We start from the raw sequence: 23,519 nt of genomic DNA, 5'->3' as shown, positions 1-23,519 counted from the left end.
CTTCGGGCCGCCTTACGTCGGAGGGGTGCGTCTCGGTCGGAGCGTACGTCGACGGGGGCCGTCCCGGCTCCGGAAAGGCGAGGGATGTACCGGAACCGGGGGAATTCCGGGACAGGGGTGCGGCGGAGGACGGGAACCTAGGCGGCCGGCGTGTGCGGCTCGTCACCGGTCGCGGAGGCGAGGTCGGGGTGGACGTCGAACAGCCGCCGCACGCCCAGCGCGCCGAGGACGCGGTTGACGTGGGATCCGTCGGCCGCGCCGCGGGCCGGCAGGATCAGGCGCAGCCGGCCCTGGCAGGAACGGATGAGGCGCCGGGCGGCGACGAGGACGCCGACGCCGCTGGAGTCGCAGAACAGGACCTCGGAGAGGTCGAGGACGAGGCTGTGGCGGCCTTCGGCCACCACGTCGTGCACCCGCTGACGCAGCACCGGCGACGTCACCAGATCCAGCTCGCCCGACACCTGGAGCACGGCCCATCCGCCCTGCTCGGCCGCGTTTACATTGAACGTCACCACCATGCCTTTCGCTCGCCGGGACGTCCGGTTCGGGCCCGCCGGGCCAAAACGGAAGCAGTACCTACGCTTCTTGGGCGCGCGCCTGCCCACCGGCCGTTCCCGCAAACACCGCGCTGGAAACAGACTCCGATCAAAAAAGTCTTGATTAAGTCGCTTTCGATCCTATTCGATCGAATCTGGTCATAGAGCGGGGAGGTGCGGGGAACCCAAGGAGCCTGCGGAGCACGCGCATTACCACCTACCGGGTCCCTGGGGGCGCGTATTGCCACAAAGGGGCGTGCGTTGTCGGACGTGCCGACTACATTCGAGGTGACGGCGGACACAGGCCGGACGCCGCGAGGTGAGCGGCCGGGCCGCCGGACACGGACAGGGGGTGAGGGGGCCGCATGACGGACGGGAACGCACCGCTGCACTGGGACCGCAAGATGCAGCAGCGGCTCGCGCGCGGGGAGGCCGCCGCCCTCGGCGAGCTGTACGACAGGTTCGCCTCGCTCGTGCACGGCCTGGCCCACCGCGTCCTCGGCGACGAGGGGGCCGCCGACGCCATCACCCGCGACGTCTTCGCCCACCTCTGGGAGCACCCGGACGCCTACGACCCCCGGCAGGGCCCCCTGCGGACCTGGGTCGCCACGCTCACCCACCGCCTGGCCGTGCAGCGGCTGCGCGCCACGGAGACCGCCGCGCTCGCGCGCGGGGGCCCGGGCAGCGCCGAGGAGCTGGAGCACAAGGTGCGCCGCGCCTCGGTCGCCGCCCGCGCCGACTACATCGTCCAGGCCATGCCCGCTCCCCTGCGCGCCGCGCTGGAGCTGGCCTACTTCCAGCGCCGCGACTACCGCCAGGCGGCGGCCGACCTGGGCGTCACGGAGGACGAGGCCCGCCGCCGCCTGCGCCTGGGTCTCCAGCTGCTCTCCACCGCGCACGAGGCCGGCGGCTCCGGAACGCCGCCCGGGTACGGAGGCGCGGCATGAGCGGAGCGGAAAGCTTCGAGACGTACGACGACGAGCACCCGCCCGGGGGCGGCGTCCCGGAGCAGTGGGGCGCACCCGCCGTCCGGGCGGTCCGGGACGGCCGCACCCCGCCGGCGCGGACCGCGCCCGCCGTGCTGGAGCACCGGGTGCTCCAGTCGCTGCTGGGGGCGTGGGCGCTGGCCGCCTGCTCGGCGGAGGAGGCGGCGGCCGTCGAGGAGCACCTGCGCGGCTGCGGCGCCTGCGCCGACGAGGCCGGGCGGCTGCGTGACGCGGTCGGGCTGTTGCAGCGTCCGGAGAGCCTCGACCTGGACCCGGCCCTGCGCACCCGCGTCCTGGAGAGCTGCCTGGAACGGCGCCCGCCGCGCATCCCCGTGCCCGGGTGGGCGGTCCCCTACGACGCCGAGACGGCCCGGCTGGACGCGCTGCTCCAGGACATCGGGGACGCCGAGTGGCACGCTCCCGTCCGGCTGCGCTGGTTCGGCGCCGACGGCGCGACGAGCCGCCGGACGACCGTCGCCGGGGTCATCGCCCACCTGCTGTCCGTCGACGGGCTGGTCGCGGTCGCCCTCGGCCTGCCCGATCCGCTCGGCGGCATCCCGGCACCGGCCCCGGCACCGGCGTCCCGTACGGAGGCGTACTGGCGGGCCTCCCGCCTCCCGCCCACCCGCGCGGTGCGGGCGCCCTGGCGGGAGCAGACGCACGCCCTCGTCCGGACGGTGTCGTTCACGGGGAGCGGGACGGGCCGGATGCCGGTCTCGTACGGCGACTTCGAGCTGCCGCTGCACGACGCGATGCTGGACCGGGCCTTCGAGTGCTGGGTGCACGCCGAGGACATCGCGGACGCGGTGGACTACCCGTACGAGCCGCCGTCCCCGCGTCACCTCAACCGCATGATCGACCTCGCGGCGCGGATGCTGCCGACGGCGCTGGCCGCGCGGCGCCGGGACGGGCTGGCCGCGCCCGGCCCGCGTCGGCACCTGGTTCCGGCGGGCGAGCCGGGGCGCAGTCTGCGGCTGGAGATCGAGGGGTCCGGCGGCGGCGAGTGGCTGATCCCGCTGGACTCCCCCGCGGCGGTGGGCTCCGCCGCCCACGAGGTGGCCCACGTGGCCCTGGACGGCGTGGAGTTCTGCCGCCTGGCCGCGGGCCACGTCCCGCCGGAGGAGGCCGCCGCCGGGAAGGTCGGGGACCGGGAGGCGATCCGGGACGTGCTGTTCGCGGCGGCGAGCCTGAGCCGGATGTAGGGAGCGGAGCCTCTGCCCCTCGGGCCCCTGGGCCTTCAGGCCCTTGAGCCCTTGAGCCCTTGAGCCCTTGGCCCTTGGCCCTTGGCCCTTGGCCCTTAGGCGAACACCACCGTCCGGCGCCCGTTGAGGAGGATCCGCCGCTCGGCGTGCCACTTCACGGCCCGGGCCAGCGCCTGGCACTCGACGTCCCGCCCGATGGCGACGAGCCCCTCGGGGGTGACGTCGTGGCCGACCCGCTCGACCTCCTGCTCGATGATCGGCCCCTCGTCGAGGTCGGCCGTCACGTAGTGCGCGGTGGCGCCGATCAGCTTCACGCCGCGCGCGTGCGCCTGGTGGTAGGGCTTGGCGCCCTTGAAGCTCGGCAGGAAGGAGTGGTGGATGTTGATGATCCGCCCGGCCAGCCGCTTGCACAGGTCGTCGGAGAGGACCTGCATGTAGCGGGCGAGCACGACGAGTTCGACGCCCTCCTCACGCACGATCTCCAGCAGCCGCGCCTCGGCCTGGGCCTTGGTGTCCTTCGTCACGGGGATGTGGTGGAAGGGGACGTCATAGGACGCCACCAGTTCGGCGAAGTCGGTGTGATTGGACACCACACCGGCGATCTCCACCGGCAGCGCGCCGATACGGGCCCGGAAGAGCAGGTCGTTCAGGCAGTGGCCGAACTTGCTGACCATCAGCAGGACGCGCATCTTCTCGTCGGCCCGGTGGATCTGCCAGTCCATGTGGAAGGAGTCGCCGATCGCCGCGAAGCTGGCGCGCAGCTTGTCCACCGTCACCGGCGCCTCGGCCGAGAAGTGGACGCGCATGAAGAACAGTCCCGTGTCGTGGTCGCCGAACTGCTGGCTGTCCTCGATGTTGCAGCCGGTCATGAACAGGTAGCTCGACACGGCGTGCACGATGCCCTGCTTGTCCGGGCAGGAGAGGGTGAGGACGTACTGGGCGGCCGGGGCCGCGGCTCGGGTGGACTGCTCGTTCATGCAGGACAGGGTCCCATATCCGGCGCCCGCGCCGACGGCCGTCCCGCTACGCGGACCGGGTCAGGACCCGCAGCGCCTCCAGGCTGCGCGGCGCCGTGTCCGGGTCGTCACCGTCGGCGGTGGCCAGCCGCAGGTGCGCGTCACGCGCCGCGCGCACCGCGTCCGGCCAGGACGGGTGGGCGAGGTAGGTCTGGACCGGGGCGTCCGGCCCGACCTCGTGCATGATCCGCAGCACGCGCAGCACGGCGGTGTCGACGAGCGCCGCCTCCTGCGAGTCGCGGAAGATCGTGCCGATGTACTTCTCCGCGGACCAGTGATCCAGCCAGGTGTCCTCCACCAGCCGGTACACCGCGTCGGTGACGTCGCCGTAGCCGTCCACCCCGGCCAGCCAGACGTCCCGCTGGAAGGCGGGGTCGGAGAGCATGTGCAGCGCGGAGCGCACATGGCTGCGCCAGCGCCACCACGGCATGTCGTTCAGTGGCATGCCGCCCATGGTGGAGGAGCGGCGGCCGCGACGGGAAGTGTTCTCCGAACCTTGCACGGTCATCGATCGTACGTTCCCCTCCACACGTTCCCCACCGGCCCCCGCAATTCACCTCCGTGTCACCACGCATTGACCGGAGGTCACTTCCAGGTTAGCCGTGTGACGGAATCGTGTGGGTCCATGACCGGAAGGCGACGCAAGCGCAGCACCACCCTTCTCCGCCTCCTCACCCGGCCCGCCAGAACCGGCGTCCTGACCGCGGGCGCCCTGGCGGCCTGCGCGTCGCTCGTCGCCGGCTGCGGGATCGTCCCCGGTGCCACGGGGGGCTCCGGGGACGCTCCGATCACCGTCATGACCTGGGCCCCGCAGGACACGGGCGCCACCAACAAACCCGGCATGCCGGCCTTCGCCCGCGCCTACGCCCGCTGGATCAACGCCCGAGGCGGCATCAACGGGCACCCGCTCCACGTCCTGACCTGCAACGAGCACAACGACAGCATCGCCGCCGCCCGATGCGCCCGGCGCGCGGTCAAGGAGAACGCCGTCGCGGTCGTCGGCTCCTACAGCCAGCACGCCGACTCCTTCTTCCCCGTCCTCGAAAGCGCCGGCATCCCCTACATCGGCGGCTACGGCATCACCAACACCGAGTTCACCAGCCCCCTGTCCTACCCGGTCAACGGCGGCCAGCCCGCCCTGCTGGCCGGCCTCGGCAGCGCGCTCGCCCCCCGTTGCGGCCCCGTCACCCTGGTGCGCCCCGACACCATCGCGGGCGACCACCTGTCCGCGCTGCTCGACTCCGGCCTGGCGGCGGGCGGGCACGCACCGGCCGGCGACCAGCGGGCGCCGGAGGACGCCACCGGGTACGGCGCCCAGGCGCAGCGGGCGCTGCGGGAGGCGACCGCCGATCCGCTGAAGGAGGGCTGCGTGGTGCCCGTCCTCGGGGACCGCACCGGCACCTTCATGGACTCCTTCCGGCGCGTGCGCGAGGACTACCCCGAGGTCCGCACCGGCACGGTGCTCGGCAGCGTCGACCAGACGACGATCACCGCGACCGGCGGCGCGTCCGGCCCGTACGAGGGGTCCTACGTCACCGGGTGGTACCCGGTCGCGAGCGATCCGCGCTGGAACGGGATGAAGCAGGTGATCCGGCAGGAGGCGTTCGGCGACAACAGCATCGACGCCGCGGACGCCGGGGTGCAGACCACCTGGATCGCGTACACCGTGTTCAAGGAGGTCGTCGAGGCGCTCGGCGACCGCGAGGTGACCGCCGACGCCCTCACGCGGGCCCTCGACGACGGGCTGAAGGTCGGCACGGGCGGGCTCACACCGGAGCTCCGGTGGCGGTTCCAGGACAAACTGGCCTCGGTGGGCTTCCCGCGCCTGGTCAACACCGACGTCACCGTTCAGGTCGTCCGGGACGGACGCCTGGTGTCGGCCAGGAAGGGCGCCGTCGACACGACGAGGACGCTGCGGGAGGCCGAGGTGGCCTGAGCCGGACCACCCCCCGGCTCAGGCTCGGTCAGAACTCAGACCTCAGAGCCCTGGGCCCTGGGTCCTGAGCCCTGGGTCCTGAGCCCTGGGCTCAGAGCTGGGACCCCTGGCGCTGGGTCAGGCCCATCTCCCGCGCGATCGCGTTCCACAGGCGGGCGGCTTCCTTCTTGTGGGTGTTCGCGGTCTCGCTCGCCTGGTTGCCGGCCTGGGTGCTGCCGGTGGTGCGGGCGTGGCCCTTCTTGCAGCCGTTCTTGCCGGCGACCTGGTCGGCCCAGGCGGCGTAGTGGTTGTCGGCCGAGGCCGACGCCTGCCACGCCTTGGTCAGCTCGCCGGTCAGCGCGGCGTGGTTCGGCAGCCGGTCCACGGGCAGCTGCCGCAGCCGGGTGACGAGGCCGGTGCGCTGCGCGGCCGCGTCCCGCAGAGCCTTGGCGGCCTGGGGGAGGTTGTCGCAGGACCGCACGTCGGCCACCGCCTTGATGACGGCGGCCCGGCTGCTGCCGCTGTCGGCGAGCAGCTTGTCCAGCTCCTCGGCCTGCTGCCGGGCCGGATCGACGGTCGGCGGCGCGGAGGACGTCGCGGCGGTCGCCGGGGCCGTCGCCGAGACGGGCTGCTTGCCGTCGTCCCCGTCGTCGTCCCCGCCGCCCCCGCCGGCGAGCAGCGCCCCGGCCCCGACGCCGACGACGGCGAGGCCCACCCCGATGGCCGCGAGCAGCGGCACCCGCGAACCGGTCCGGCCGCCGCGCCCGCCCCGGCCGCCGTCGCCGTAGCCTCCCGGACCCTGCGGGGCGTACCCGCCGGGGCCCTGCGGGGCGTAGGCGGCCGGGGCCGCGGCGTACGGGGGCTGCGGTGCGTCGACGAGCGGAAGCTGCTGGGTGGAACCGGCCGGGCCGTCACCGCCCGGGGTGTCACGGAAGAGGTTGTCGAACTCGGCGGGCGGATGCCGGTCCGCGCCCCCGCCGGGCGCGGCACCGTACGGCGCGCCGGCGGGCTGCCCGCCGGGCACGGGCGCGATGTACTGCGTGGCCTCGGCGTCCGGCCCGGAGGCGGGCGGCACGGGACCGGCCGCGGCACCCGGCGGGGAGCCGTGCGGCACCCGGCCCAGGAACCGGGTCTCCTCGGACGGCGGGCCGGCCGGTCTCTCGGGCGGCAGCACCCCCGGGGAGACCGGCGGTATGTACTGGGTCGCTCCGTCGTCCGCGGACGGCGCGACGGGCCGCAGGTACTGCGTGGCCGCGTCGGTCCCCGGGACCGGCGGCAGGTACTGGGTGGCGCCCTCGTCGGCGGGCGGCAGGGGCGCGGACGCCGGCCCGCCGTACCCCTCGCCGCCCGCACCGCTCGCGCCGTTCCCGCCGTACCCGGGAGCGGGCGGACCGTACGGCTGCCCGGCGGCGCCCTGCGCCTGACCCGCGGTCCCGTACGACGGACCGGCCGCACCGTAGGGCTGCCCGGCGGCACCCTGCGTCTGCCCGGCGCCTCCGTAAGACGGACCGGTGGCGCCCTGCGCCTGGCCCGCGGTCCCGTACGGCTGCCCGGCGGCACCCGGCGCCTGACCCGCGGCGCCGTACGACGGGCCGGCGGTGCCGTAGGCCGGGCCGCTCTGTCCGTACGCCGGGCCGGGCGCGGGGGGCGGCGCCGGGGTGCCGTACGCCGGGGGCTGCGCGCCCTCCGGGGGCAGCGGGCCCGGGCCCGGCTGGTCCCAGGGCTGGGCGGGCGGCGCCTGCCAGCCCTGGTCCGGGGCGCCGGGGGCCTGCCCCTGCTGCCGGTCCGGGGCGCCGGGGGCCTGGTTCTGCTGCTGGTCCGGGCCCCACGAACGGTCCCAGGACGGTCCGCCGGCCGGTCCGCCGGCCGGGCCCGTCCCTCCCGGCGGCAGGGGGCCGCCGCCGGAGGGCAGCACGACGCCCTCGCGCACGGGGCCCGCCGAGGGCTGCTCGCCCTGTCCACTCTGCGTCACCGGGACTCCTACGAATGGGGGATCTTCGGAAGCGTCGGCTCACGCTACCGGGTCCCCGGAGCCCCGTGCCAAGCAGTACGGGCGTGATCTTGTCCCCTGCGAGCCCTGTAACGGAACCGGGCCGCCGGACGCTGTTTATGCCTCCTCCCTCACATCCCGTGCACGTTTTCCACGGGTTCACTCACCGGCACCCGGAATGTTCACCACCCGGGCGCCGGTGCGGTCACGCGGCCACCTGGAGGTCGAGCCGGGCCCCGAACTCCCGTACCACCGGCTCCTCCCGGTAGGGCTCCAGGCGCTGCTGGAAGTCCTCCAGGTACTCGGCGCCGCGGTTGGAGCGCAGCGTCTCCAGCAGCTCCACCGCCTTCAGGCCGGTGTCGCACGCCTGCTCGATCTCGCGCTGCTGCACCTGCGCGGTGGCCAGCAGCACGTAACCGATCGCCCGCCTGCGCGCCCGCGACTCGGGATGCCCGGCCAGGGCCTCCCGGGCGTTGCGCGCCGCCGCCTCGGCCTGGCCCAGGTCCCGGTGGCAGTGCGCCAACTCGTCGGCGAGATAGGCCTCGTCGAAGTGGGCGATCCACGCCGGGTCGTCACCGGAAGCGGCGTCGGCCGCCTCCAGCGCGCTCACCGCGCGCCCGGCCGCCGCCTGGGCCGCCCGCGCGTCGCCCATCAGCGCGTGCCCGCGCGCCTCGGCCGCGTGGAACATCGACTCCGCGCGCGGGGTCACCCGCCCGCGCGCTCCCTCCTGCGCCGCGCGCGCCAACTGCGCGATCTCGCGCGGGTTTCCGAGCTGCGCGGCGAGGTGGCTCATGGAGGCGGCGAGCACGTACCCGCCGTACCCGCGGTCGCCCGCCGCCTGGGCCAGGCGCAGCGCCTGGATGTAGTACCGCTGGGCGAGCCCGGGCTGTCCGGTGTCCACGGCCATGTACCCGGCGAGCTCGGTCAACCGGGCGACTGCGGCGAACAGTTCGCGCCCCACCGCCTCGCGGTAGGAACCCGCCAGCAGCCCGGAGACGACGCTGTTGAGGTAGTGCACGACGACCGGGCGCACATGCCCGCTGCCGTACTGGTGGTCCAGCTCCACCAGGGCCTGCGTCATCGCCCGCACCGCCGCCACGTCGGACTGGCCGACCCGCGGCCCGGCCGCCCGCGCCACCTGGGAGTCGGGCGCGGAGATCAGCCAGTCGCGGCTGGGCTCGACCAGCGCGGAGGCGGCGACGGACGCCCCGGACAGGAAGTCCCGGCGCCCGACGTCGCTGCGCCACAGCTCGCAGACCTGCTCGATGGCCCCCAGCACCGTCGGCGAGAACTGGAGGCCGACGCCCGAGGCGAGGTTCTTGCCGTTGGCCATGCCGATCTCGTCGATCGTGACCGTACGGCCCAGCTTGCGGCCGAGCGCCTCGGCGATGATCGCGGGCGCCCGGCCCCGCGGCTGCTGTCCGCGCAGCCAGCGGGCGACGGACGTCTTGTCGTAGCGCAGGTCGAGGCCGTGCTCGGCGCCGACCATGTTGACCCGGCGGGCGAGCCCGGCGTTCGAGCAACCCGCTTCCTGGATGAGCGCCTGCAGCCGTTCGTTCGGCTGCCGCGCGACGAGAGGCCTTGCGGCCATGGCGTACCCCCTGAGGCTGCGGTGCCTGCCCACGCACCGGGTTGTCGTGTTCTTCCGCGGCCGAACCCCTCGCGTCCCGGCGAAAGGATCCGGCTGTGAAGATCAATGCCCCGTCCATGTGCCGAAAATGCGAAGCTTGCGAGTATTGCCGGGGTAACGGCTGGTGCCGCCCCAGACGTGGTTACCCAGCCCCGGCCACGGACCCTCGCGCGCGCCCCCGCACGTGCAACCATGCGCCCCGAGAGCCGAATCGGTGCTCCTCCCCCGCGCAAAAGGGCACGGTGCAGGCCCGAAGGGCCTTCGCCGCACGGGTGGTGGCGGGAGACGGGCGGGCGCCCGTAACCCCGGATGGGCGCGGGAGTTGAGTTCCACGTGGAAGAGACGATCCCGGGAACCCAAGCCGCTCAGATTCCGCAGCAGCGCGGTACGTCGCTGCTGGAGGCCGCCGTCCGCTACGCCGAGGAACGCCACTGGGACGTGTTCCCCGGCACCTGGCTGGAAGCCGCCGACGGGACACAGCGCTGCTCCTGCGGTGACCCGGCGTGCGCCGTCCCCGGCGCACACCCGGCGCGTGCGGACTGGGCGACCCAGGCGACGGGCAGCGCGACCGTGGCCCGCCGCATGTGGCAGAAGCAGCCGGCGGCGTCGATCCTGCTGCCCACCGGGCGGACGTTCGACGCGATCGACGTGCCCGAGACCGCCGGCTTCCTCGCGCTCGCGCGGATGGAGCGGATGGACCTGACGCTCGGCCCGGTCACGCTGACCCCGGACCGGCGGATGCAGTTCTTCGTGCTGCCAGGGGCCGCGGCGAAGGTGCCGGACCTGGTGCGCAAGCTGGGCTGGTCCCCCTCCTCCCTCGACCTGACCGCGCTCGGCGAGGGCGCGTACGTGGCCGCCCCGCCCACGCGGTTCGGCACGCGCGGGGCGGTGCAGTGGGCGTGCCGTCCGACACCGGCGAACCGGTGGCTGCCGGACGCGGAGGAGCTGATCTCGCCGCTCGCCTACGCGTGCGGCAGGGACCGGTAGCCGGCGCCAGCCGCCCCGCCCGGTCACGGCGTCCCGCCCGGTCACGGCGTCCCGCCCGGTCACGGCGTCCTCGCACTCCCCCGGGCGGCGCCGTCCCGCCGTAGGGTTCACCTCGACGGAGGGAGAACGCGGTGAGCGGTAGTGCCGTACGGGTGCGGGGGCTCTGGAAGCGGTTCGGGCAGCAGGTCGCGGTGGCCGGGATCGATCTGGAGCTGCCCACGGGGAAGTTCATCGGGCTGGTCGGACCGAACGGGGCCGGGAAGACCACCACGCTGTCGATGGCGACCGGACTGCTGAGGCCCGACCAGGGCACCGTCGAGATCGTCGGGCACGACGTGTGGCGGGACCCGGCCCAGGTGAAGGCGCGGATCGGGGTGCTGCCGGAGGGCCTGCGGCTGTTCGAGCGGCTGTCCGGGCGGGAACTGCTCGCCTACACGGGCCGGTTGCGGGGCCTGCCCGGCGCGGAGGTCGACAAGCGGGCCACCCAGCTGCTCGACGTCCTCGACCTGGCCGGGTCCCAGCACAAGCTGGTCGTCGACTACTCGACCGGCATGCGCAAGAAGATCGGGCTGGCGGCGGCGCTGCTGCACAACCCCGAAGTGCTCTTCCTGGACGAGCCGTTCGAGGGCGTCGACCCGGTCTCGGCACAGACCATCCGGGGCGTCCTGGAGCGCTACACCGCCTCCGGCGCCACCGTCGTCTTCTCCTCCCACGTGATGGAGCTGGTGGAGTCGCTGTGCGACTGGGTGGCCGTCATGGCCGCCGGGCGCATCCGCGCCACCGGCCCGCTCGCCGAGGTGCGCGGGGAGGCCGCCTCGCTCCAGCAGGCGTTCCTGGAACTCGTCGGGGCGCGGGGCCGGGACGCCGGCTCCGACCTGGACTGGCTGGGCGGCGGGTCCCGATGAGCGCCGCGGAGTCCTCCCTGACGCCCGTCTTCGTCCGGCTGAAGCTGTCGCTGCTGCGCAACGGGCTGCGCCAGTCGAGCGGGCGGCGGGCGGCCTACGTCGCCTCCGTCGCCGTCACGCTGCTGTTCACCGCGCTCCAGTTCGTCGGGCTGGTCGCGCTGCGCGGGCACGCGCACGCCGCGTCGCTGATCGTGCCGCTGGTGGCGGTGCTCGCCCTGGGCTGGGCGGTGATGCCGCTGTTCTTCCCCGGCGGGGACGAGACCCTCGACCCGACCCGGCTGGTGATGCTGCCGCTGCGGCCCCGGCCGCTGGTGCGGGCCCTGCTCGTGGCCTCCCTGGTCGGCATCGGGCCGCTGTTCACGCTGTGCGTGCTCGCCGGTTCCGTGATCGCCGTCGCGCACGGCGGGGCGGCGTTCGCCGTCGGCGCGGCCGGCGCCGTGCTGGCGCTGCTGGTGTGCGTGGCGCTCGCGCGGGCGGTCGCCGCCGCCAACGTACGGCTGCTCACCAGCCGCAAGGGGCGGGACCTGGCGGTGCTGAGCGGTCTGGTCGTCGCCGTCGGGGCGCAGGTGGTCAACTTCGGCGCGCAGCGCATCGGCGCGTCCGGGCTGTCCGAGCTGGACCCGCTGGGCGACGTGCTGCGGTGGGTGCCGCCCGCGTCGGCGATCGGCGCGGCGGACTCGGCGGGCGACGGCGCCTACGGGGCGGCCGCCGCCCAGCTCGCGCTGAGCGCCGCGGCGCTGGTGGCGCTGGTGTGGGTGTGGGCGCGGCACCTGAACCGGCTGATGACCGCGCCCGACGGCTCCACGCTCCAGGCCGGGGAGCGGCCCGCCCGCGAGCGCGGCCCGTCGGGGCTCGCCCGGCTGCTGCCCCCGGGCCGCACCGGCACCGTCATGGAGCGCAGCCTGCGGTACGTGTGGCGCGACCCGAAGACCAAGGCGGCGTGGGTGACCTCGCTCGCCATCGGCCTGATCGTGCCGGTCTTCAACGCCTGGCAGGGCACCGGCTCGGTCTACTTCGCCTGCTTCGCCGCCGGGATGCTCGGCATCCAGATGTACAACCAGTTCGGGCAGGACACCTCCGCGTTCTGGATGGTCGCCCTGACGATCTCCTCGCGGCGGGACGCCTACGTCGAGCTGCGCGCCCGCGCGTTCGCCCTGCTGCTGATCACCCTGCCGTACGCCGTCCTCGTCACCGTGGTGACGACGGCGATGCTCGGCGACTGGCGGTCCCTGCCGGAGGTCCTCGGCCTGTCCTTCGCGCTGCTCGGCGCGATGCTGGCGACCGGCGCGTGGACCTCCGCCCGCTTCCCGTACTCCATCCCGCAGGAGGGCTACAAGAACGTCGCTCCCGGGCAGACCGGGCTCGCCTGGATCTCGATCTTCGGCGGGATGGTCGCCGCGGCGCTGCTGTGCGCGCCCGTCATCGCGCTGACGGTCTGGCTGAACGCCGGCGCGGGCGGCGACGCGTGGCTCTGGCTGCTGCTGCCGGTGGGCGCGGTGTACGGGGCGGTGCTCACGGCGGCCGGGCTGCGGCTGGCCGCGCCGCGGACCGCCGACCGCCTGCCGGAGATCCTGGCGGCGGTCAGCAAGGGGTGACGGCGCCGGCGGGCGCGCGGGGTCAGCTCTCCCGGAGGCCGTCCAGGAACGGCTCGATCGCCGCCCGCCAGGCCTCCGGCTGGTCGTAGTGGACGAGGTGGCCGGCGTCGGCCACCTCGGCGTACTGCCCGCGCGGCAGGACGCGGACCATCTCCTGCGCCTCGGCACGGCCCAGTTCGCCGTCGAGGCCGCGCACCACCAGGGCCGGGCACCGGACCTGGGCGAGCTCCTCCCAGTGGGCGTCGTAGACCCATGCCTCGCGGGAGCGGAGCATCTGCTCCGGGTCGAAGACGGGCCGCCAGCCGTCCGGGGACTCGGCCATCACCTCGGCGTAGAACTCGCCCCGGGCCGGATTGGGCCGCTCCACCCACGGGTCGTCCTCGCCGAACCACTTGCGTACGTCGGCGAGCGTGGCGAAGGGGACGGGCCAGGCGCGGAACCACTCGGCCCACTCGCGCTGCGAGGCGGCGCCGAGCGCGGAGGCCCGCATGTCGCAGATGATCAGCCCGCGGACGAGGTCGGGGCGTTTGGCGGCGAGCTGCCAGGCGGTCAGCGCGCCCATGGCGTGGCCGATGACGACGGCCGGGGCGAGGCCGAGCTGTTCGAGGGCGGCCTCGGCGTCCTCGACGTACGCCTCCCGGGTGTACGCCCCTTCCGGGGGCTTGTCGCTGCGTCCGTGGCCGCGCTGGTCGAGCGCGACGGCGCGGTGGCGCCCGGACAGCCAGCGGGCCGTGGGCGCCCAGTGGGAGGCGCGGCCCATCAGGCCGTGGAGTAACAACACCCCCGGCGAGCCGCCCCCGTCCCCGTCTCCCTCCCCCTGACCGCCCCGCACCGGGTCGGTCTTGGGCGGGTCGCCGAACTCCCAGGCCGCGAGGCGTACGCCGCCCGCCCCGGTCACGTCGATGCGCCGCGCCATAGCTCCTGGCACCCCCAAGCTCCGCTCGGACCGCCCGTCCCGTCCGGACCGGCCGGTCCTGTGAACCGTGTCCTGCCTGCCGTGCTGTTGCCGTGGTCCCGCCGTGTCCGCTGCTCACGACGCCCGTGACGCCCGCGACGCCCGCGACGCCCGCAGCCTATCGAATGGACATTCGAAAAAGGCGTCCCGGTGGGCAACACCCCTCCTTCGAGTGACACCTCTCGGGGATTGGCCGCCGCCACCGGGGGGAGATCTTCCTCAGGAGGCGGACCGCTCGGGGAAACCGGTCCGCGGGGGATGACCCTGAGAGCTCGGGGCTCCGGGTCAGCACAGGGGAGGACAGGCCCCGGCGCCATGCGGCGCCGGGGCCTCCACCGTCTCGACGGTCCACCCTTCCCCCCTCCGGCAGGCGGCCCTCACGTCGTACGCCTCACGCGACAGCCTCGCACGCGAGGCGACCCGGCGCTGCGGTTCGGCGCACCGGATCCCGGATGCGACGGGACCGGAACCGTGCCGCAGCGTCCTCCGCCGCCACGGCGGCCGATGCCCGCGGCAGGCGGCTCAGCGCTTGGCGACGAACACGTGGGAGGCGACGTCCGCCTCCAGCTCGGCGGCCTCGCCGCCGCTGCCCACCAGGACACCGCCGGCCGACTCCGTCACGCTCACCACCGAGCCGGGCTGCACGCCCGCCCGGCGCAGCGTGTACATCAGCTGCGCGTCCGTCTGGATCGGCTCGCCGATCCGGCGCACCACGACCGTCTTGCCTTCCATGCCCGGGTCGAGCTCGGCGAGCGACACCATGCCCTCGTCCAGGAACGGATCGGCGCCGTCCTTCTCGCCCAGCTCCTCCAGGCCCGGGATCGGGTTGCCGTAGGGGGACTCGGTGGGGTGGCGCAGCAGCTCCAGCACGCGGCGCTCGACGGCCTCGCTCATCACGTGCTCCCAGCGGCACGCCTCGGCGTGCACCTGCTCCCACTCCAGGCCGATCACGTCCACGAGCAGGCACTCCGCGAGCCGGTGCTTGCGCATCACGCGGGTGGCGAGCTGGCGGCCCTCCTCGGTGAGCTCCAGGTGCCGGTCCGGGGCGACGGACACCAGACCGTCGCGCTCCATCCGCGCCACCGTCTGACTGACCGTCGGGCCGCTCTGGTCGAGCCGCTCGGCGATCCGGGCACGCATGGGGACCACGCCTTCTTCCTCCAACTCGAGGATGGTGCGGAGATACATCTCCGTGGTGTCGATCAGTCCGGACATACGTGCCCCTCGATGAGATCTGCCGGAGGCTCGACGGCTCTCCGGCACGCGTGCGCTGGCCCTGCAGTCAATTCTGACGCATACCACCGACAACCGTGTCCCGTCGGTGGAAGGCCGGGGGCGGACGGGGGCGGACGAGGGCGGACGGGGGCGGATGAGGTCCGACGAGGTCGGACGAGGTCGGACGGGGTACGCGGGGGTACGGCGACGAGGCCGCCCGCCCTGCGCGGGCGGCCACCCGCGACCCCCTTTCCGGCCGTATTGACAGCGCACTGGTCCAGACCGCACCGTGATCCGCGACGCAGCCACACCGAAGGGGCCCCGCATGAGCGACCGCAAGCTGGCCGGCCAGTTCCTCGACGCGGCGATCGGCCTGCTGGAACGCGTCCGCGACGAGGAGGCCGAGCCGATCGCGGCCGCCGGCACGCTCCTGGCCGACACGGTCGCGGCCGGGGGCCGCCTGTTCGCCTTCGGCGCCGGTCACTCCTCCCTCGCCGCCCAGGATGTCGTCTACCGCGCCGGCGGCCTCGCCCTGATGAACCTGCTCGGCGTCCCGGGCACCACCGGTGTCGACGTGATGCCCGCGACCCTCGGCTCCGCCCTCGAACGCGTCGACGGCCTCGCGAGCGCCGTCCTGGACTCCTCCCCCGTCCGCGCGGGCGACGCCCTGGTGATCGTCTCCCTGTCGGGCCGCAACGCGCTGCCCGTGGAGATGGCCGTGAACGCCCGCGCGCTGGGGGTGAAGGTCATCGGCGTGACCTCGGTGGCCTACGCCCGCGAGACCAGGTCCCGGCACGCCTCGGGGACGTTCCTGAAGGACCACTGCGACGTCGTCATCGACTCCAAGATCGCGGTCGGGGACGCGGAGCTCACCCTCGACACCGTCCCCGCCCCCTTCGCCCCCGCCTCCACGGTCGTCACCACGGCCCTCCTCCAGGCCGTGCTGGCCACGACCGCCGGCGCCCTGGCCGACCGCGGCATCGAACCGCCGCTGCTGCGCTCCGGGAACGTGGACGGCGGCCACGACTGGAACGGGCGGGTGCTGGAGCAGTACCGGGACCGGATCTTCTACCGGCACTGAGGCCCCGGCTCCCTCCGGGCCGGGCGGCCGGTCGGTCGGGCGGGCGGCCGGTCGGGCGGGCTCGGGTGGGCGGTCGGGCGGTCGGGCGGGCTCGGGTGGGCGGCCGGTCGGGCGGTCGGGCGGTCGGTCGGGCGGTCGGGCGGTCGGTCGGTCGGGCTCACCGAAACGGGTTCAGCGGGCGGGGGCTAGGACTTGTCCAGCGCTCCGGCCAGGTCCAGCGCCACCGCGATCCGCACCGCCACGTCCTCCGCGTACGCCGTGTCGGACCGCTCGAACGGGCTGCGCCCGGCACCCCGCAGGAACGTCACCACCCCCAGCGTCCGCCCCCGGCTGCGCAGCACCGCGCACAGCGCGTGGACCGCGTCCGGCGGCCACTGCCGGGCCAGCGCCCAGGCGCGCGCCCGCTCGGCCGGGACCGCGCCGGCACCGGCCCGCACCGACCCGGCCCGCACCACGCACTGCACCGCCGGGTGCCCCTCGCCGTACCGCAGGGGGAGTCCCGCCATGCCGGGCTGCCGGCTCGGGCCCGGCGCGCCGGAGGGCGTGGCCGCCACCCGCACCAGACGCACCGGCTCCGCCTCCTCCGTGTCCGTGTCCGTGTCCGGTGGCGCCGCGCCCGCCACCCGGTCGATCAGGGCGTGGTCGGCGAATCCGGCGAGCGCGAAGTCCAGATGGACCGTCGCCGCCTCCACCGGGTCCTCGCACTCGGCCGCCGCCCGGGCCGCCCGGTGCAGCTGGTTGGTGCGGAACCGCAGCAGGGCCGCCTCCTGCTCGGCCTGCCGGGACTCGGTGACGTCCTGGAACAGCCAGCCCACCCCGAGCGGCACCGGCTCCTCCGCCAGCGGTGACGACAGCCGCAGGAAACCGCTGCGCCAGCAGCGCCGCCGCTCCCCCTCCGGGGTGCGCACGCCCACCCAGATCTCGGCGGGCGCGGGCGGCGGGCCCTCGGCCAGGACATGCGTCAGCGCGCTCTCCAGCTCCTCCACGCCCTGGGAGAGCAGCTCGCCGAGCGGCCGCCCCAGCACGGCCGAGCGCCGTACGCCCAGCGCCCGCGCGGCATGGGTGTTGACGACCGCGGGTCTCAGGTCGGCGTCGACGAGCACGACACCCCAGCTCGCGTCCTCCAGCAGGGCCTCGCTCAGCGCGATGGAGCGCTCCAGGTCGATCTGCGTGTGCACCTCGCTGAAGGCGCAGTACACCCCCGCGGGCTTGCCGTCCGGGCCGCGCACGGCCGCGGACTGCGTCCGCACCAGCACCCGGCCGCCGTCCTTGGTCAGCAGCGCGAACTCGTGCACCTGCCGCCCCGGGGCGTGCATGGCGGACATCAGCCGCTCCTCGACCTCACCGGCGTCCGCGCTGCGCACGGCCCATCCGGCGAAGCCCCGCCGCCCCACGGCCTCGGCCGCGCTCCAGCCGAGGATCCGCTCCGCCTCCCGGTTCCAGTGCGTGACGACGCCGTCGGCGTCGAAGGCGCACAGGGCCGCGTCCATGCCGTCCAGCAGCGCGGCGAGCAGGTCGGACCCGTCCCGCTCGGGCTGCTCCGGCCCGGTCCGCTCGGGCTCGTCCGGCCCCAGCTCGTCGGTGGTCCCACTACGCCGGGAAGCACTCACCTGGACCCCCTGCAGGCTGCGTCCGCCGTTCGGCACGTCGGTTCGCTCACTGGTCTTCATTCAACTCGAACGTGACCCAGCGCACATCAGGTTCCCGCAAGATTGCCGGGAATCGCGCGCGGGGGAAGCCGTCCCGCACGGAAAAAACGGTTGAGCGGCGGCCGGACCGGTTCCTAGGGTGTGAGGTACACGAGAAGGGAGGTGGTTCGGCAGATGTATGGAAACCGGACGCGTGAGGTGGCTGCGGGCTAGCGGCCCGGCACCCCACCGAGTGCGGTGCCGGACCCGCACGTGACAGACGCGTGCAGCCGGCCCAATCCCGAGCAGTCACCCGACCCGCGAGTCGCCGGTACGTCCGGCCGGCTCCTCCGCTGGAGGAACCCGACTCGCGGGTCGTCTGCGTCTACGGGGACCGTCTACGGGTTCCGTCTACGGGCCCGTGAGCGGGCTCGTCAGCGGGGCCCGTCAGCGGGCGACGGCCGTGATCTCGTCGTATCCCTCGATCTCGCGCGGGTCGCGCGGGCCGGGGCCGATGTAGCGGGCGGAGGGGCGGACCAGGCGGCCGGTGCGCTTCTGTTCGAGGATGTGGGCCGACCAGCCGGCCGTGCGGGCGCAGGTGAACATGGACGTGAACATGTGGGCCGGGACCTCGGCGAAGTCCAGGACGATGGCCGCCCAGAACTCGACGTTGGTGGCCAGGACCCGGTCCGGGCGGCGGTTGTGGAGCTCCTCCAGGGCCGCCTTCTCCAGGGCCTCGGCGACCTCGAAGCGGGGGGCGCCCAGTTCGCGGGCGGTGCGGCGCAGGACGCGGGCGCGGGGGTCCTCGGCGCGGTAGACGCGGTGGCCGAAGCCCATCAGGCGCTCGCCCCGGTCGAGGGTCTTCTTCACGTACGCCTCGGCGTCCCCGGTGCGCTCGATCTCCTCGATCATGTGCAGGACGCGGGAGGGGGCGCCGCCGTGGAGAGGGCCGGACATGGCGCCGACGGCGCCGGAGAGGGCCGCGGCGACGTCGGCGCCGGTGGAGGCGATGACGCGGGCGGTGAAGGTGGAGGCGTTCATGCCGTGCTCGGCGGCGGAGGTCCAGTAGGCGTCGACGGCGGCGACGTGCTTGGGGTCGGGCTCGCCGCGCCAGCGGATCATGAAGCGTTCGACGACGGACCGCGCCTTGTCGATCTCGCGCTGCGGGACCATGGGCAGGCCCTGGCCGCGGGCGGACTGGGCGACGTAGGACAGGGCCATGACGGCGGCGCGGGCGAGGTCCTCGCGGGCCTGCTCCGCGTCGATGTCGAGCAGGGGCTTCAGGCCCCACACGGGCGCGAGCATGGCGAGGGCGGACTGCACGTCGACGCGGATGTCCCCGGAGTGCACGGGGATCGGGAAGGGTTCGGCGGGCGGCAGGCCGGGGTTGAAGGCGCCGTCGACGAGCAGGCCCCAGACGTTGCCGAACGACACGTGGCCGACCAGGTCCTCGATGTCGACGCCGCGGTAGCGCAGGGCGCCGCCCTCCTTGTCGGGTTCGGCGATCTCCGTCTCGAACGCGACGACTCCTTCGAGCCCGGGTACGAAGTCGGACATCAGGCGGCTCCTCGTGATGTGGCGGTCGGCTGGCGGACGTGGTGGCCGTCCGGCGGATCCGCGGTCCTGCGGCGACTCGCGGTCCTGGACGGTCCCCCCTGTGATGCCCCGCACGGCCGGCGATCATCCCACCGGCCCGGGACCAGCACGATATCTCCGAGTGCCACTCTTGGGGAGGGTTCGCGGCACTCAGTGCCACACAGTGACGCGGACCACCGGACCACGCGGGAGCGTGACGGCAGGCCCTCGGAGGACATCTCGTCCGGCGAAGCCGGTGTGTTGTGCGACGTCGTGCCGGCGGGGCAATCGATCCCGGCGAGCCCGGCCTCCACGGTCCGCGCAACGGCATCCGTCCGGAGCCTCGCGGGTGGTGAGCTCCAGCCGGACCTCTCTGGCGAGACCCGTAGGCGAAGGTTCCCTATTGCCGCAGCGCGGCTGGGAACGTCCCGGGCCGAGTGAACTCACGCGATGGAGAAGCACTCTCATGGCGAACGGGGCCGGTAACTCAGGCGACAACATGGTGGCCGGCCGGACCAGCAGGAGCGAAGAGCGATCGCTGCTGGTAGCGACTAGGGGGCTTCTGACGGCGTGAACGCGCCGGATGGCTACAAGTCCGACTTCATGCTTCAGGTCAGCGCCGAGGGCAACTTCCGCCTTCGCGGCCCGGGTGGTGACACCGGCCTCGGGGCCCCTCCAGGGCATGAGGCAAGATGACCGCGTGACCGACCGAGACGCCGTTCCCTTCGATCTCGCCTCGATGCGCAAGCAGTACCGGGCCGAAGGGCTTGCCGAGGCCGACCTGGCCGCCACCCCCGTCGAGCAGTTCGCGCGCTGGTTCCGGCAGGCCGCGACGGAGGGCGGGATGTTCGAGCCGAACGCCATGGTCGTCTCCACGGCCGACGCCGCGGGGCGGCCCAGCTCCCGCACGGTGCTGCTGAAGCACTTCGACGAGCGGGGGTTCGTCTTCTACACCAACTACGGCTCCCGCAAGGCGCGCGACCTGGCGGAGAACCCGCACGTCTCGCTGCTGTTCCCGTGGCATCCGATGGCCCGCCAGGTCATCGTCACGGGCGAGGCGCGGCGTACGGGGCGGGACGAGACGGCCGCCTACTTCCGCACCCGGCCGCACGGCTCCCAGCTCGGCGCGTGGGCCAGCACCCAGTCGTCGGTGGTCGCCTCGCGCGCCGAGCTCGACGCCGCGTACGCGGAGCTGGCCGCCCGGTACCCGGAGGGCGAGCAGGTGCCGGTGCCGCCGCACTGGGGCGGGTTCCGGGTGGTGCCGCGATCGGTGGAGTTCTGGCAGGGGCGGGAGAACCGGCTGCACGACCGGCTGCGGTACGTGGCCGGGGCGGACGGGGGCTGGCGAGTGGAGCGGCTCAGCCCGTGACGCCCGGCGGGACTCCGTGACGCCCGGCGGATCTCCGAGACGCCCGGCGGATCTCTGTGACACCCGGCGGATCTCCGAGACGCCCGGTGGGTCTCCGAGACGCCCGGTGGGTCTCCGAGACGCCCGGTGGGCCTTTGTGTCGTCCCGGTGGGCCTTTGTGTCGTCCCGGTGGGCCTTTGTGGCACCCCGGTGGGCCTTTGTGGCACCCCGGCCGCGGGGCCGGGGTGGTGGCACCCCGGCCGCGGGGCCGGGGTGGTGGCACCCCGGCCGCGGGCCGGGACCGGGAAGGGCCCGTCCCGGGCCCGTGGCGGGGTGTCTCAGCCGTCCAGGGTCCGGTCGAGCAGGTCCGCCCACTGGGCGACCACCCGTTCCCGGCGGGCGGTGTCGTCGGTGAGGAGGTTGGCGAGGCCGAGGCCGCGGGCCATGTCCAGCAGGCCCTGCACGGTCTCGCGGACGCCGGGGCGGGATTCGTCGGCGCCGAGGAGGTCGACCGCGATGCGGTGGGTCTCGCGGCCGACGCGGGCCTCCAGCTCGGTGACGCGGGACCGCAGCTGCTCCTCGTTGGAGGCGGCGACCCACAGGTGGAGGGCGGCGCGGAAGAGCGGGCCGGTGTAGAGGTCGACGAGGGCGGCGACGACGGCCCGGCGGCCGTCCGCCGCGGCGCCCTGCGGGAACAGGGCGCGCAGGGCGAGGGAGCGTTCCTCGGCGACGTACTCCACCGCCGCGGTGAACAGGTCCTCGCGGGTGGGGAAGTGGTGCTGGGCCGCGCCTCGGGAGACGCCCGCGCGTTCGGCGACGACCGAGACCGTCGATCCCGCCCAGCCGTGTTCGGCGAGGCAGGCCACGGCGGCTTCCAGGAGCCGCTGCCGGGTGACCCGGCTGCGGTCCTGCTTGGGGACGCGTTCCGTGCGGTCGGCCGTCATCGCACCACCGGTTCCGGCCCCCGCCGTTCTGCTCACACCACCCACTGCGGATCCCGTCGTTCGAGGAATGCCGTCATCCCCTCGCGGGCGTCCGCGGAGGAGAACAGCCTGGCCGAGAGCGCGGTCAGGCCGGCCGCGTCCCGGTCGAAGGACTCCAGCACCCTAGCCGTGAGCAGCCGTTTCGTCGCGGCCAGGGCCTGGGGTGAGGCGCGGCGCACGCCGTCCAGGACGGGCTCCAGTACGGCGTCCACGTCGTCGCCGTACGCGGTGAGCAGGCCCATACGGGTGGCCTCGGCGGCGTCGAAGCGTTCCCCGGTGAGGAAGTGGCGGGCGAGGGCGCGCGGGTCGGTGCGGGGCAGGAGGGGGAGGGAGATCAGGGCGGGGGCGACGCCGATGCGGACCTCGGTGAAGGCGAAGGTGGCCGTGGTGGACGCGGCGGCGATGTCGCAGGCGGCGAGCAGTCCGAGGCCGCCCGCGCGGGCGTGGCCGGTGACGCGGGCGATGACGGGCCGGGGCAGCTCGACGATCTGCCGGAGCAGGGCGGCCAGCGCGTCCGGGGCGGGCGGGTCGCGCAGGTCGGCGCCGGCGCTGAAGGCGGTGCCGGTGTGGGTGAGGACGACCGCGCGGACGCCGTCGTCCCCGGCGCAGCCGGCGAGCGCGGCGGCGAGGTCGGCGACGAGGGCCGCCGACAGGGCGTTGCGGTGGCGGGGCGCGTCCAGGGTGAGGGTGACGACGCCCCGCGCGTGCGCGTGGCCGACGGTCGTCATGGCTGCTCCCTCGGGCCGGGTGCGGTCGCTGCTCGCACGGTTCCTCCTCTCGGGCGCCGGGGGCGGTCTCAGTACGACTTGGGCAGGCCGAGGGTCTGGTGGGAGACGTAGTTGAGGATCATCTCCCGGCTGACCGGGGCGATGCGCGCCACGCGGGCGGCGGTGATCAGCCTGGCGAGCCCGAACTCCCGCGTGAGGCCGTTGCCGCCGAGGGTGTGCACGGCCTGGTCGACGGCCTTCACGCAGGCTTCCCCGGCGGCGTACTTGGCCATGTTGGCGGCCTCGCCCGCCCCCGTGTCGTCGCCGGAGTCGTACAGGTACGCCGCCTTCTGCATCATCAGGCGGGCCAGTTCGAGGTCGATGTGGGCCTGGGCGAGGGGGTGGGCGATGGCCTGGTGGGCGCCGATGGGGGTCTTCCAGACGGTGCGTTCACGGGCGTAGTCGAGGGCGCGGGAGAGCGCGTGGCGGCCCACGCCGATCGCGAAGGCGGCGGTCATGACGCGTTCGGGGTTGAGTCCGGCGAAGAGCTGGAGGAGGCCCGCGTCCTCTCCCCCACTGCCGAAAGCGTGGGAGGTGCCCCCACCGACGAGCGCGTCGGCGGGCAGCCGTACGTCGTCCAGGGTCAGCTCGAACTGCTTCTCGGCGGCGTGCAGTTCCATCTCGATCGGCCGGCGCTCGAAGCCGGGCGTGTCGCGGGGGACGACGAACAGGCAGGGTTTGAGGCGGCCCGTGCGGGTGTCCTCGGTGCGGCCGACGACGAGGGTGGCGTCGGCGATGTCGACGCCGCTGACGAAGACCTTGCGGCCGGTGAGCAGCCAGTCGGTGCCGTCGCGGCGGGCGGTGGTGGTGATGCGGTGGCTGTTGGAGCCGGCGTCGGGCTCGGTGATGCCGAAGGCCATCGTGCGGGTGCCGTCCGCCAGGCCGGGGAGCCACCGCTGTTTCTGGGCCTCGGTGCCGAAGCGGGCGATGACCGTGCCGCAGATCGCCGGGGAGACGACGAGCATCAGCAACGGGCAGCCCGCGGCGCCCAGTTCCTCCAGGACGATGGAGAGCTCGGTGATGCCGCCGCCTCCGCCGCCGTACTCCTCGGGGAGGTTGACGCCGAGGTAGCCGAGTTTGCCGGCCTCGGACCACAGGGCCTCGCGGTCGTGGTCGCGGCCGTGGCGCCTGCCCAGGGCGGCGACGGCGGAGCGGAGGTCCTTCTGTTCCACGGATTCGAGGAGGGCGGTCATGGGGCTCCTTCT

Annotated in this window: 20 protein-coding genes; 8 read left to right on the top strand and 12 right to left on the bottom strand. The window is 74.4% G+C overall.

Annotated elements, in window-relative coordinates:
* Nucleotides 1–137: 137 nt before the first annotated feature.
* Nucleotides 138–518: an STAS domain-containing protein gene (locus tag ABZ340_RS02410; RefSeq protein WP_358779861.1), complete on the bottom strand. Its 381-nt coding sequence runs from the start codon at nt 516–518 to the stop codon at nt 138–140.
* Nucleotides 519–901: 383 nt separating this feature from the next.
* On the opposite strand from ABZ340_RS02410, the gene ABZ340_RS02405 reads away from it, so the two are divergent.
* Together ABZ340_RS02405 and ABZ340_RS02400 are read left to right on the top strand one after the other, a co-directional pair.
* Nucleotides 902–1,483: a sigma-70 family RNA polymerase sigma factor gene (locus tag ABZ340_RS02405; RefSeq protein ID WP_358779860.1), complete on the top strand. Its 582-nt coding sequence runs from the start codon at nt 902–904 to the stop codon at nt 1,481–1,483.
* Nucleotides 1,480–2,724, top strand: coding sequence for a maleylpyruvate isomerase N-terminal domain-containing protein (locus tag ABZ340_RS02400; protein WP_358779859.1), 1,245 nt, complete (start codon nt 1,480–1,482; stop codon nt 2,722–2,724). The genes ABZ340_RS02405 and ABZ340_RS02400 overlap by 4 nt, the downstream gene beginning before the upstream one ends.
* 95 nt (nt 2,725–2,819) lie before the next feature.
* On the opposite strand, the gene purU is transcribed toward ABZ340_RS02400, so the two are convergent.
* Nucleotides 2,820–3,701 (bottom strand): formyltetrahydrofolate deformylase, encoded by an 882-nt coding sequence (purU, locus tag ABZ340_RS02395; RefSeq protein WP_358779858.1) that lies wholly within the window; start codon nt 3,699–3,701, stop codon nt 2,820–2,822.
* A 46-nt stretch (nt 3,702–3,747) separates the two neighbouring features.
* Nucleotides 3,748–4,248 carry a hypothetical protein gene (locus ABZ340_RS02390; protein ID WP_358779857.1) on the bottom strand — a complete coding sequence of 167 codons (501 nt, stop codon included), beginning with the start codon at nt 4,246–4,248 and terminating at the stop codon, nt 3,748–3,750.
* A 117-nt stretch (nt 4,249–4,365) separates the two neighbouring features.
* Between ABZ340_RS02390 and ABZ340_RS02385 the strand changes: the two genes are divergently transcribed.
* Complete coding sequence (locus ABZ340_RS02385; RefSeq protein WP_358779856.1) at nt 4,366–5,676, top strand: ABC transporter substrate-binding protein; 1,311 nt, start codon at nt 4,366–4,368, stop codon at nt 5,674–5,676.
* 91 nt (nt 5,677–5,767) lie between these two features.
* Here ABZ340_RS02385 and ABZ340_RS02380 read toward each other — a convergent pair whose 3' ends face one another.
* Nucleotides 5,768–7,627 (bottom strand): hypothetical protein, encoded by a 1,860-nt coding sequence (locus tag ABZ340_RS02380; RefSeq protein WP_358779855.1) that lies wholly within the window; start codon nt 7,625–7,627, stop codon nt 5,768–5,770.
* 223 nt (nt 7,628–7,850) lie between these two features.
* The gene (locus tag ABZ340_RS02375; protein ID WP_358779854.1) at nt 7,851–9,236 is read right to left on the bottom strand and encodes a transcriptional regulator; all 1,386 of its coding nucleotides are present in this window, start codon (nt 9,234–9,236) and stop codon (nt 7,851–7,853) included.
* A 372-nt stretch (nt 9,237–9,608) separates the two neighbouring features.
* Between ABZ340_RS02375 and ABZ340_RS02370 the strand changes: the two genes are divergently transcribed.
* From ABZ340_RS02370 to ABZ340_RS02360, 3 genes are all read left to right on the top strand, one after another.
* Nucleotides 9,609–10,262, top strand: coding sequence for a bifunctional DNA primase/polymerase (locus tag ABZ340_RS02370; RefSeq protein WP_358779853.1), 654 nt, complete (start codon nt 9,609–9,611; stop codon nt 10,260–10,262).
* Between the two features lie 131 nt (nt 10,263–10,393).
* On the top strand, nt 10,394–11,167 hold the full coding sequence (locus ABZ340_RS02365; protein WP_358779852.1) for an ABC transporter ATP-binding protein: 774 nt from the start codon (nt 10,394–10,396) through the stop codon (nt 11,165–11,167).
* Complete coding sequence (locus ABZ340_RS02360) at nt 11,164–12,762, top strand: transporter (RefSeq protein ID WP_358779851.1); 1,599 nt, start codon at nt 11,164–11,166, stop codon at nt 12,760–12,762. Before ABZ340_RS02365 ends, ABZ340_RS02360 begins: the two co-directional genes overlap by 4 nt.
* A 22-nt stretch (nt 12,763–12,784) precedes the next feature.
* On the opposite strand, the gene ABZ340_RS02355 is transcribed toward ABZ340_RS02360, so the two are convergent.
* Nucleotides 12,785–13,678, bottom strand: a complete 894-nt coding sequence (locus tag ABZ340_RS02355; protein ID WP_358779850.1) for an alpha/beta hydrolase — start codon at nt 13,676–13,678, stop codon at nt 12,785–12,787.
* Between the two features lie 561 nt (nt 13,679–14,239).
* The gene (locus ABZ340_RS02350; RefSeq protein ID WP_358779849.1) at nt 14,240–14,932 is read right to left on the bottom strand and encodes a metal-dependent transcriptional regulator; all 693 of its coding nucleotides are present in this window, start codon (nt 14,930–14,932) and stop codon (nt 14,240–14,242) included.
* Nucleotides 14,933–15,257: 325 nt separating this feature from the next.
* Between ABZ340_RS02350 and ABZ340_RS02345 the strand changes: the two genes are divergently transcribed.
* Nucleotides 15,258–16,013 carry an SIS domain-containing protein gene (locus ABZ340_RS02345; protein ID WP_358779848.1) on the top strand — a complete coding sequence of 252 codons (756 nt, stop codon included), beginning with the start codon at nt 15,258–15,260 and terminating at the stop codon, nt 16,011–16,013.
* A gap of 185 nt (nt 16,014–16,198) precedes the next feature.
* Here ABZ340_RS02345 and ABZ340_RS02340 read toward each other — a convergent pair whose 3' ends face one another.
* Both ABZ340_RS02340 and ABZ340_RS02335 read right to left on the bottom strand, forming a co-directional pair.
* Nucleotides 16,199–17,623: a PAS domain-containing protein gene (locus ABZ340_RS02340; RefSeq protein ID WP_358779847.1), complete on the bottom strand. Its 1,425-nt coding sequence runs from the start codon at nt 17,621–17,623 to the stop codon at nt 16,199–16,201.
* A 465-nt stretch (nt 17,624–18,088) separates the two neighbouring features.
* Nucleotides 18,089–19,198 carry a citrate synthase 2 gene (locus ABZ340_RS02335; RefSeq protein WP_358779846.1) on the bottom strand — a complete coding sequence of 370 codons (1,110 nt, stop codon included), beginning with the start codon at nt 19,196–19,198 and terminating at the stop codon, nt 18,089–18,091.
* A 700-nt stretch (nt 19,199–19,898) separates the two neighbouring features.
* Here ABZ340_RS02335 and pdxH point away from each other — a divergent pair.
* Entirely contained in the window at nt 19,899–20,585 is a 687-nt protein-coding gene (gene pdxH / locus ABZ340_RS02330) for a pyridoxamine 5'-phosphate oxidase (RefSeq protein WP_358779845.1), read from the top strand.
* A gap of 317 nt (nt 20,586–20,902) precedes the next feature.
* On the opposite strand, the gene ABZ340_RS02325 is transcribed toward pdxH, so the two are convergent.
* From ABZ340_RS02325 to ABZ340_RS02315, 3 genes are all read right to left on the bottom strand, one after another.
* The gene (locus ABZ340_RS02325) at nt 20,903–21,508 is read right to left on the bottom strand and encodes a TetR/AcrR family transcriptional regulator (RefSeq protein WP_358779844.1); all 606 of its coding nucleotides are present in this window, start codon (nt 21,506–21,508) and stop codon (nt 20,903–20,905) included.
* Between the two features lie 32 nt (nt 21,509–21,540).
* Nucleotides 21,541–22,275, bottom strand: a complete 735-nt coding sequence (locus ABZ340_RS02320) for an enoyl-CoA hydratase family protein (RefSeq protein ID WP_358779843.1) — start codon at nt 22,273–22,275, stop codon at nt 21,541–21,543.
* A 68-nt stretch (nt 22,276–22,343) separates the two neighbouring features.
* Complete coding sequence (locus tag ABZ340_RS02315) at nt 22,344–23,507, bottom strand: acyl-CoA dehydrogenase family protein (protein ID WP_358779842.1); 1,164 nt, start codon at nt 23,505–23,507, stop codon at nt 22,344–22,346.
* Between the last annotated feature and the right edge of the window lie 12 nt (nt 23,508–23,519).

This window comes from Streptomyces sp. NPDC006134 (assembly GCF_040628835.1).
Classification (GTDB): domain Bacteria; phylum Actinomycetota; class Actinomycetes; order Streptomycetales; family Streptomycetaceae; genus Streptomyces.
This window is presented reverse-complemented; position numbering and strand designations above follow the sequence as displayed.

Bases quoted from the DNA above. Each gene is read 5' to 3' on its own strand.
- ABZ340_RS02410 (WP_358779861.1), bottom strand. From the start codon at position 518: ATGGTGGTGACGTTCAATGTAAACGCGGCCGAGCAGGGCGGATGGGCC.
- ABZ340_RS02405 (WP_358779860.1), top strand. From the start codon at position 902: ATGACGGACGGGAACGCACCGCTGCACTGGGACCGCAAGATGCAGCAG.
- ABZ340_RS02400 (WP_358779859.1), top strand. From the start codon at position 1,480: ATGAGCGGAGCGGAAAGCTTCGAGACGTACGACGACGAGCACCCGCCC.
- purU (WP_358779858.1), bottom strand. From the start codon at position 3,701: ATGAACGAGCAGTCCACCCGAGCCGCGGCCCCGGCCGCCCAGTACGTC.
- ABZ340_RS02390 (WP_358779857.1), bottom strand. From the start codon at position 4,248: ATGACCGTGCAAGGTTCGGAGAACACTTCCCGTCGCGGCCGCCGCTCC.
- ABZ340_RS02385 (WP_358779856.1), top strand. From the start codon at position 4,366: ATGACCGGAAGGCGACGCAAGCGCAGCACCACCCTTCTCCGCCTCCTC.
- ABZ340_RS02375 (WP_358779854.1), bottom strand. From the start codon at position 9,236: ATGGCCGCAAGGCCTCTCGTCGCGCGGCAGCCGAACGAACGGCTGCAG.
- ABZ340_RS02360 (WP_358779851.1), top strand. From the start codon at position 11,164: ATGAGCGCCGCGGAGTCCTCCCTGACGCCCGTCTTCGTCCGGCTGAAG.
- ABZ340_RS02355 (WP_358779850.1), bottom strand. From the start codon at position 13,678: ATGGCGCGGCGCATCGACGTGACCGGGGCGGGCGGCGTACGCCTCGCG.
- ABZ340_RS02350 (WP_358779849.1), bottom strand. From the start codon at position 14,932: ATGTCCGGACTGATCGACACCACGGAGATGTATCTCCGCACCATCCTC.
- ABZ340_RS02345 (WP_358779848.1), top strand. From the start codon at position 15,258: ATGAGCGACCGCAAGCTGGCCGGCCAGTTCCTCGACGCGGCGATCGGC.
- ABZ340_RS02335 (WP_358779846.1), bottom strand. From the start codon at position 19,198: ATGTCCGACTTCGTACCCGGGCTCGAAGGAGTCGTCGCGTTCGAGACG.
- pdxH (WP_358779845.1), top strand. From the start codon at position 19,899: ATGAGGCAAGATGACCGCGTGACCGACCGAGACGCCGTTCCCTTCGAT.
- ABZ340_RS02325 (WP_358779844.1), bottom strand. From the start codon at position 21,508: ATGACGGCCGACCGCACGGAACGCGTCCCCAAGCAGGACCGCAGCCGG.
- ABZ340_RS02320 (WP_358779843.1), bottom strand. From the start codon at position 22,275: ATGACGACCGTCGGCCACGCGCACGCGCGGGGCGTCGTCACCCTCACC.
- ABZ340_RS02315 (WP_358779842.1), bottom strand. From the start codon at position 23,507: ATGACCGCCCTCCTCGAATCCGTGGAACAGAAGGACCTCCGCTCCGCC.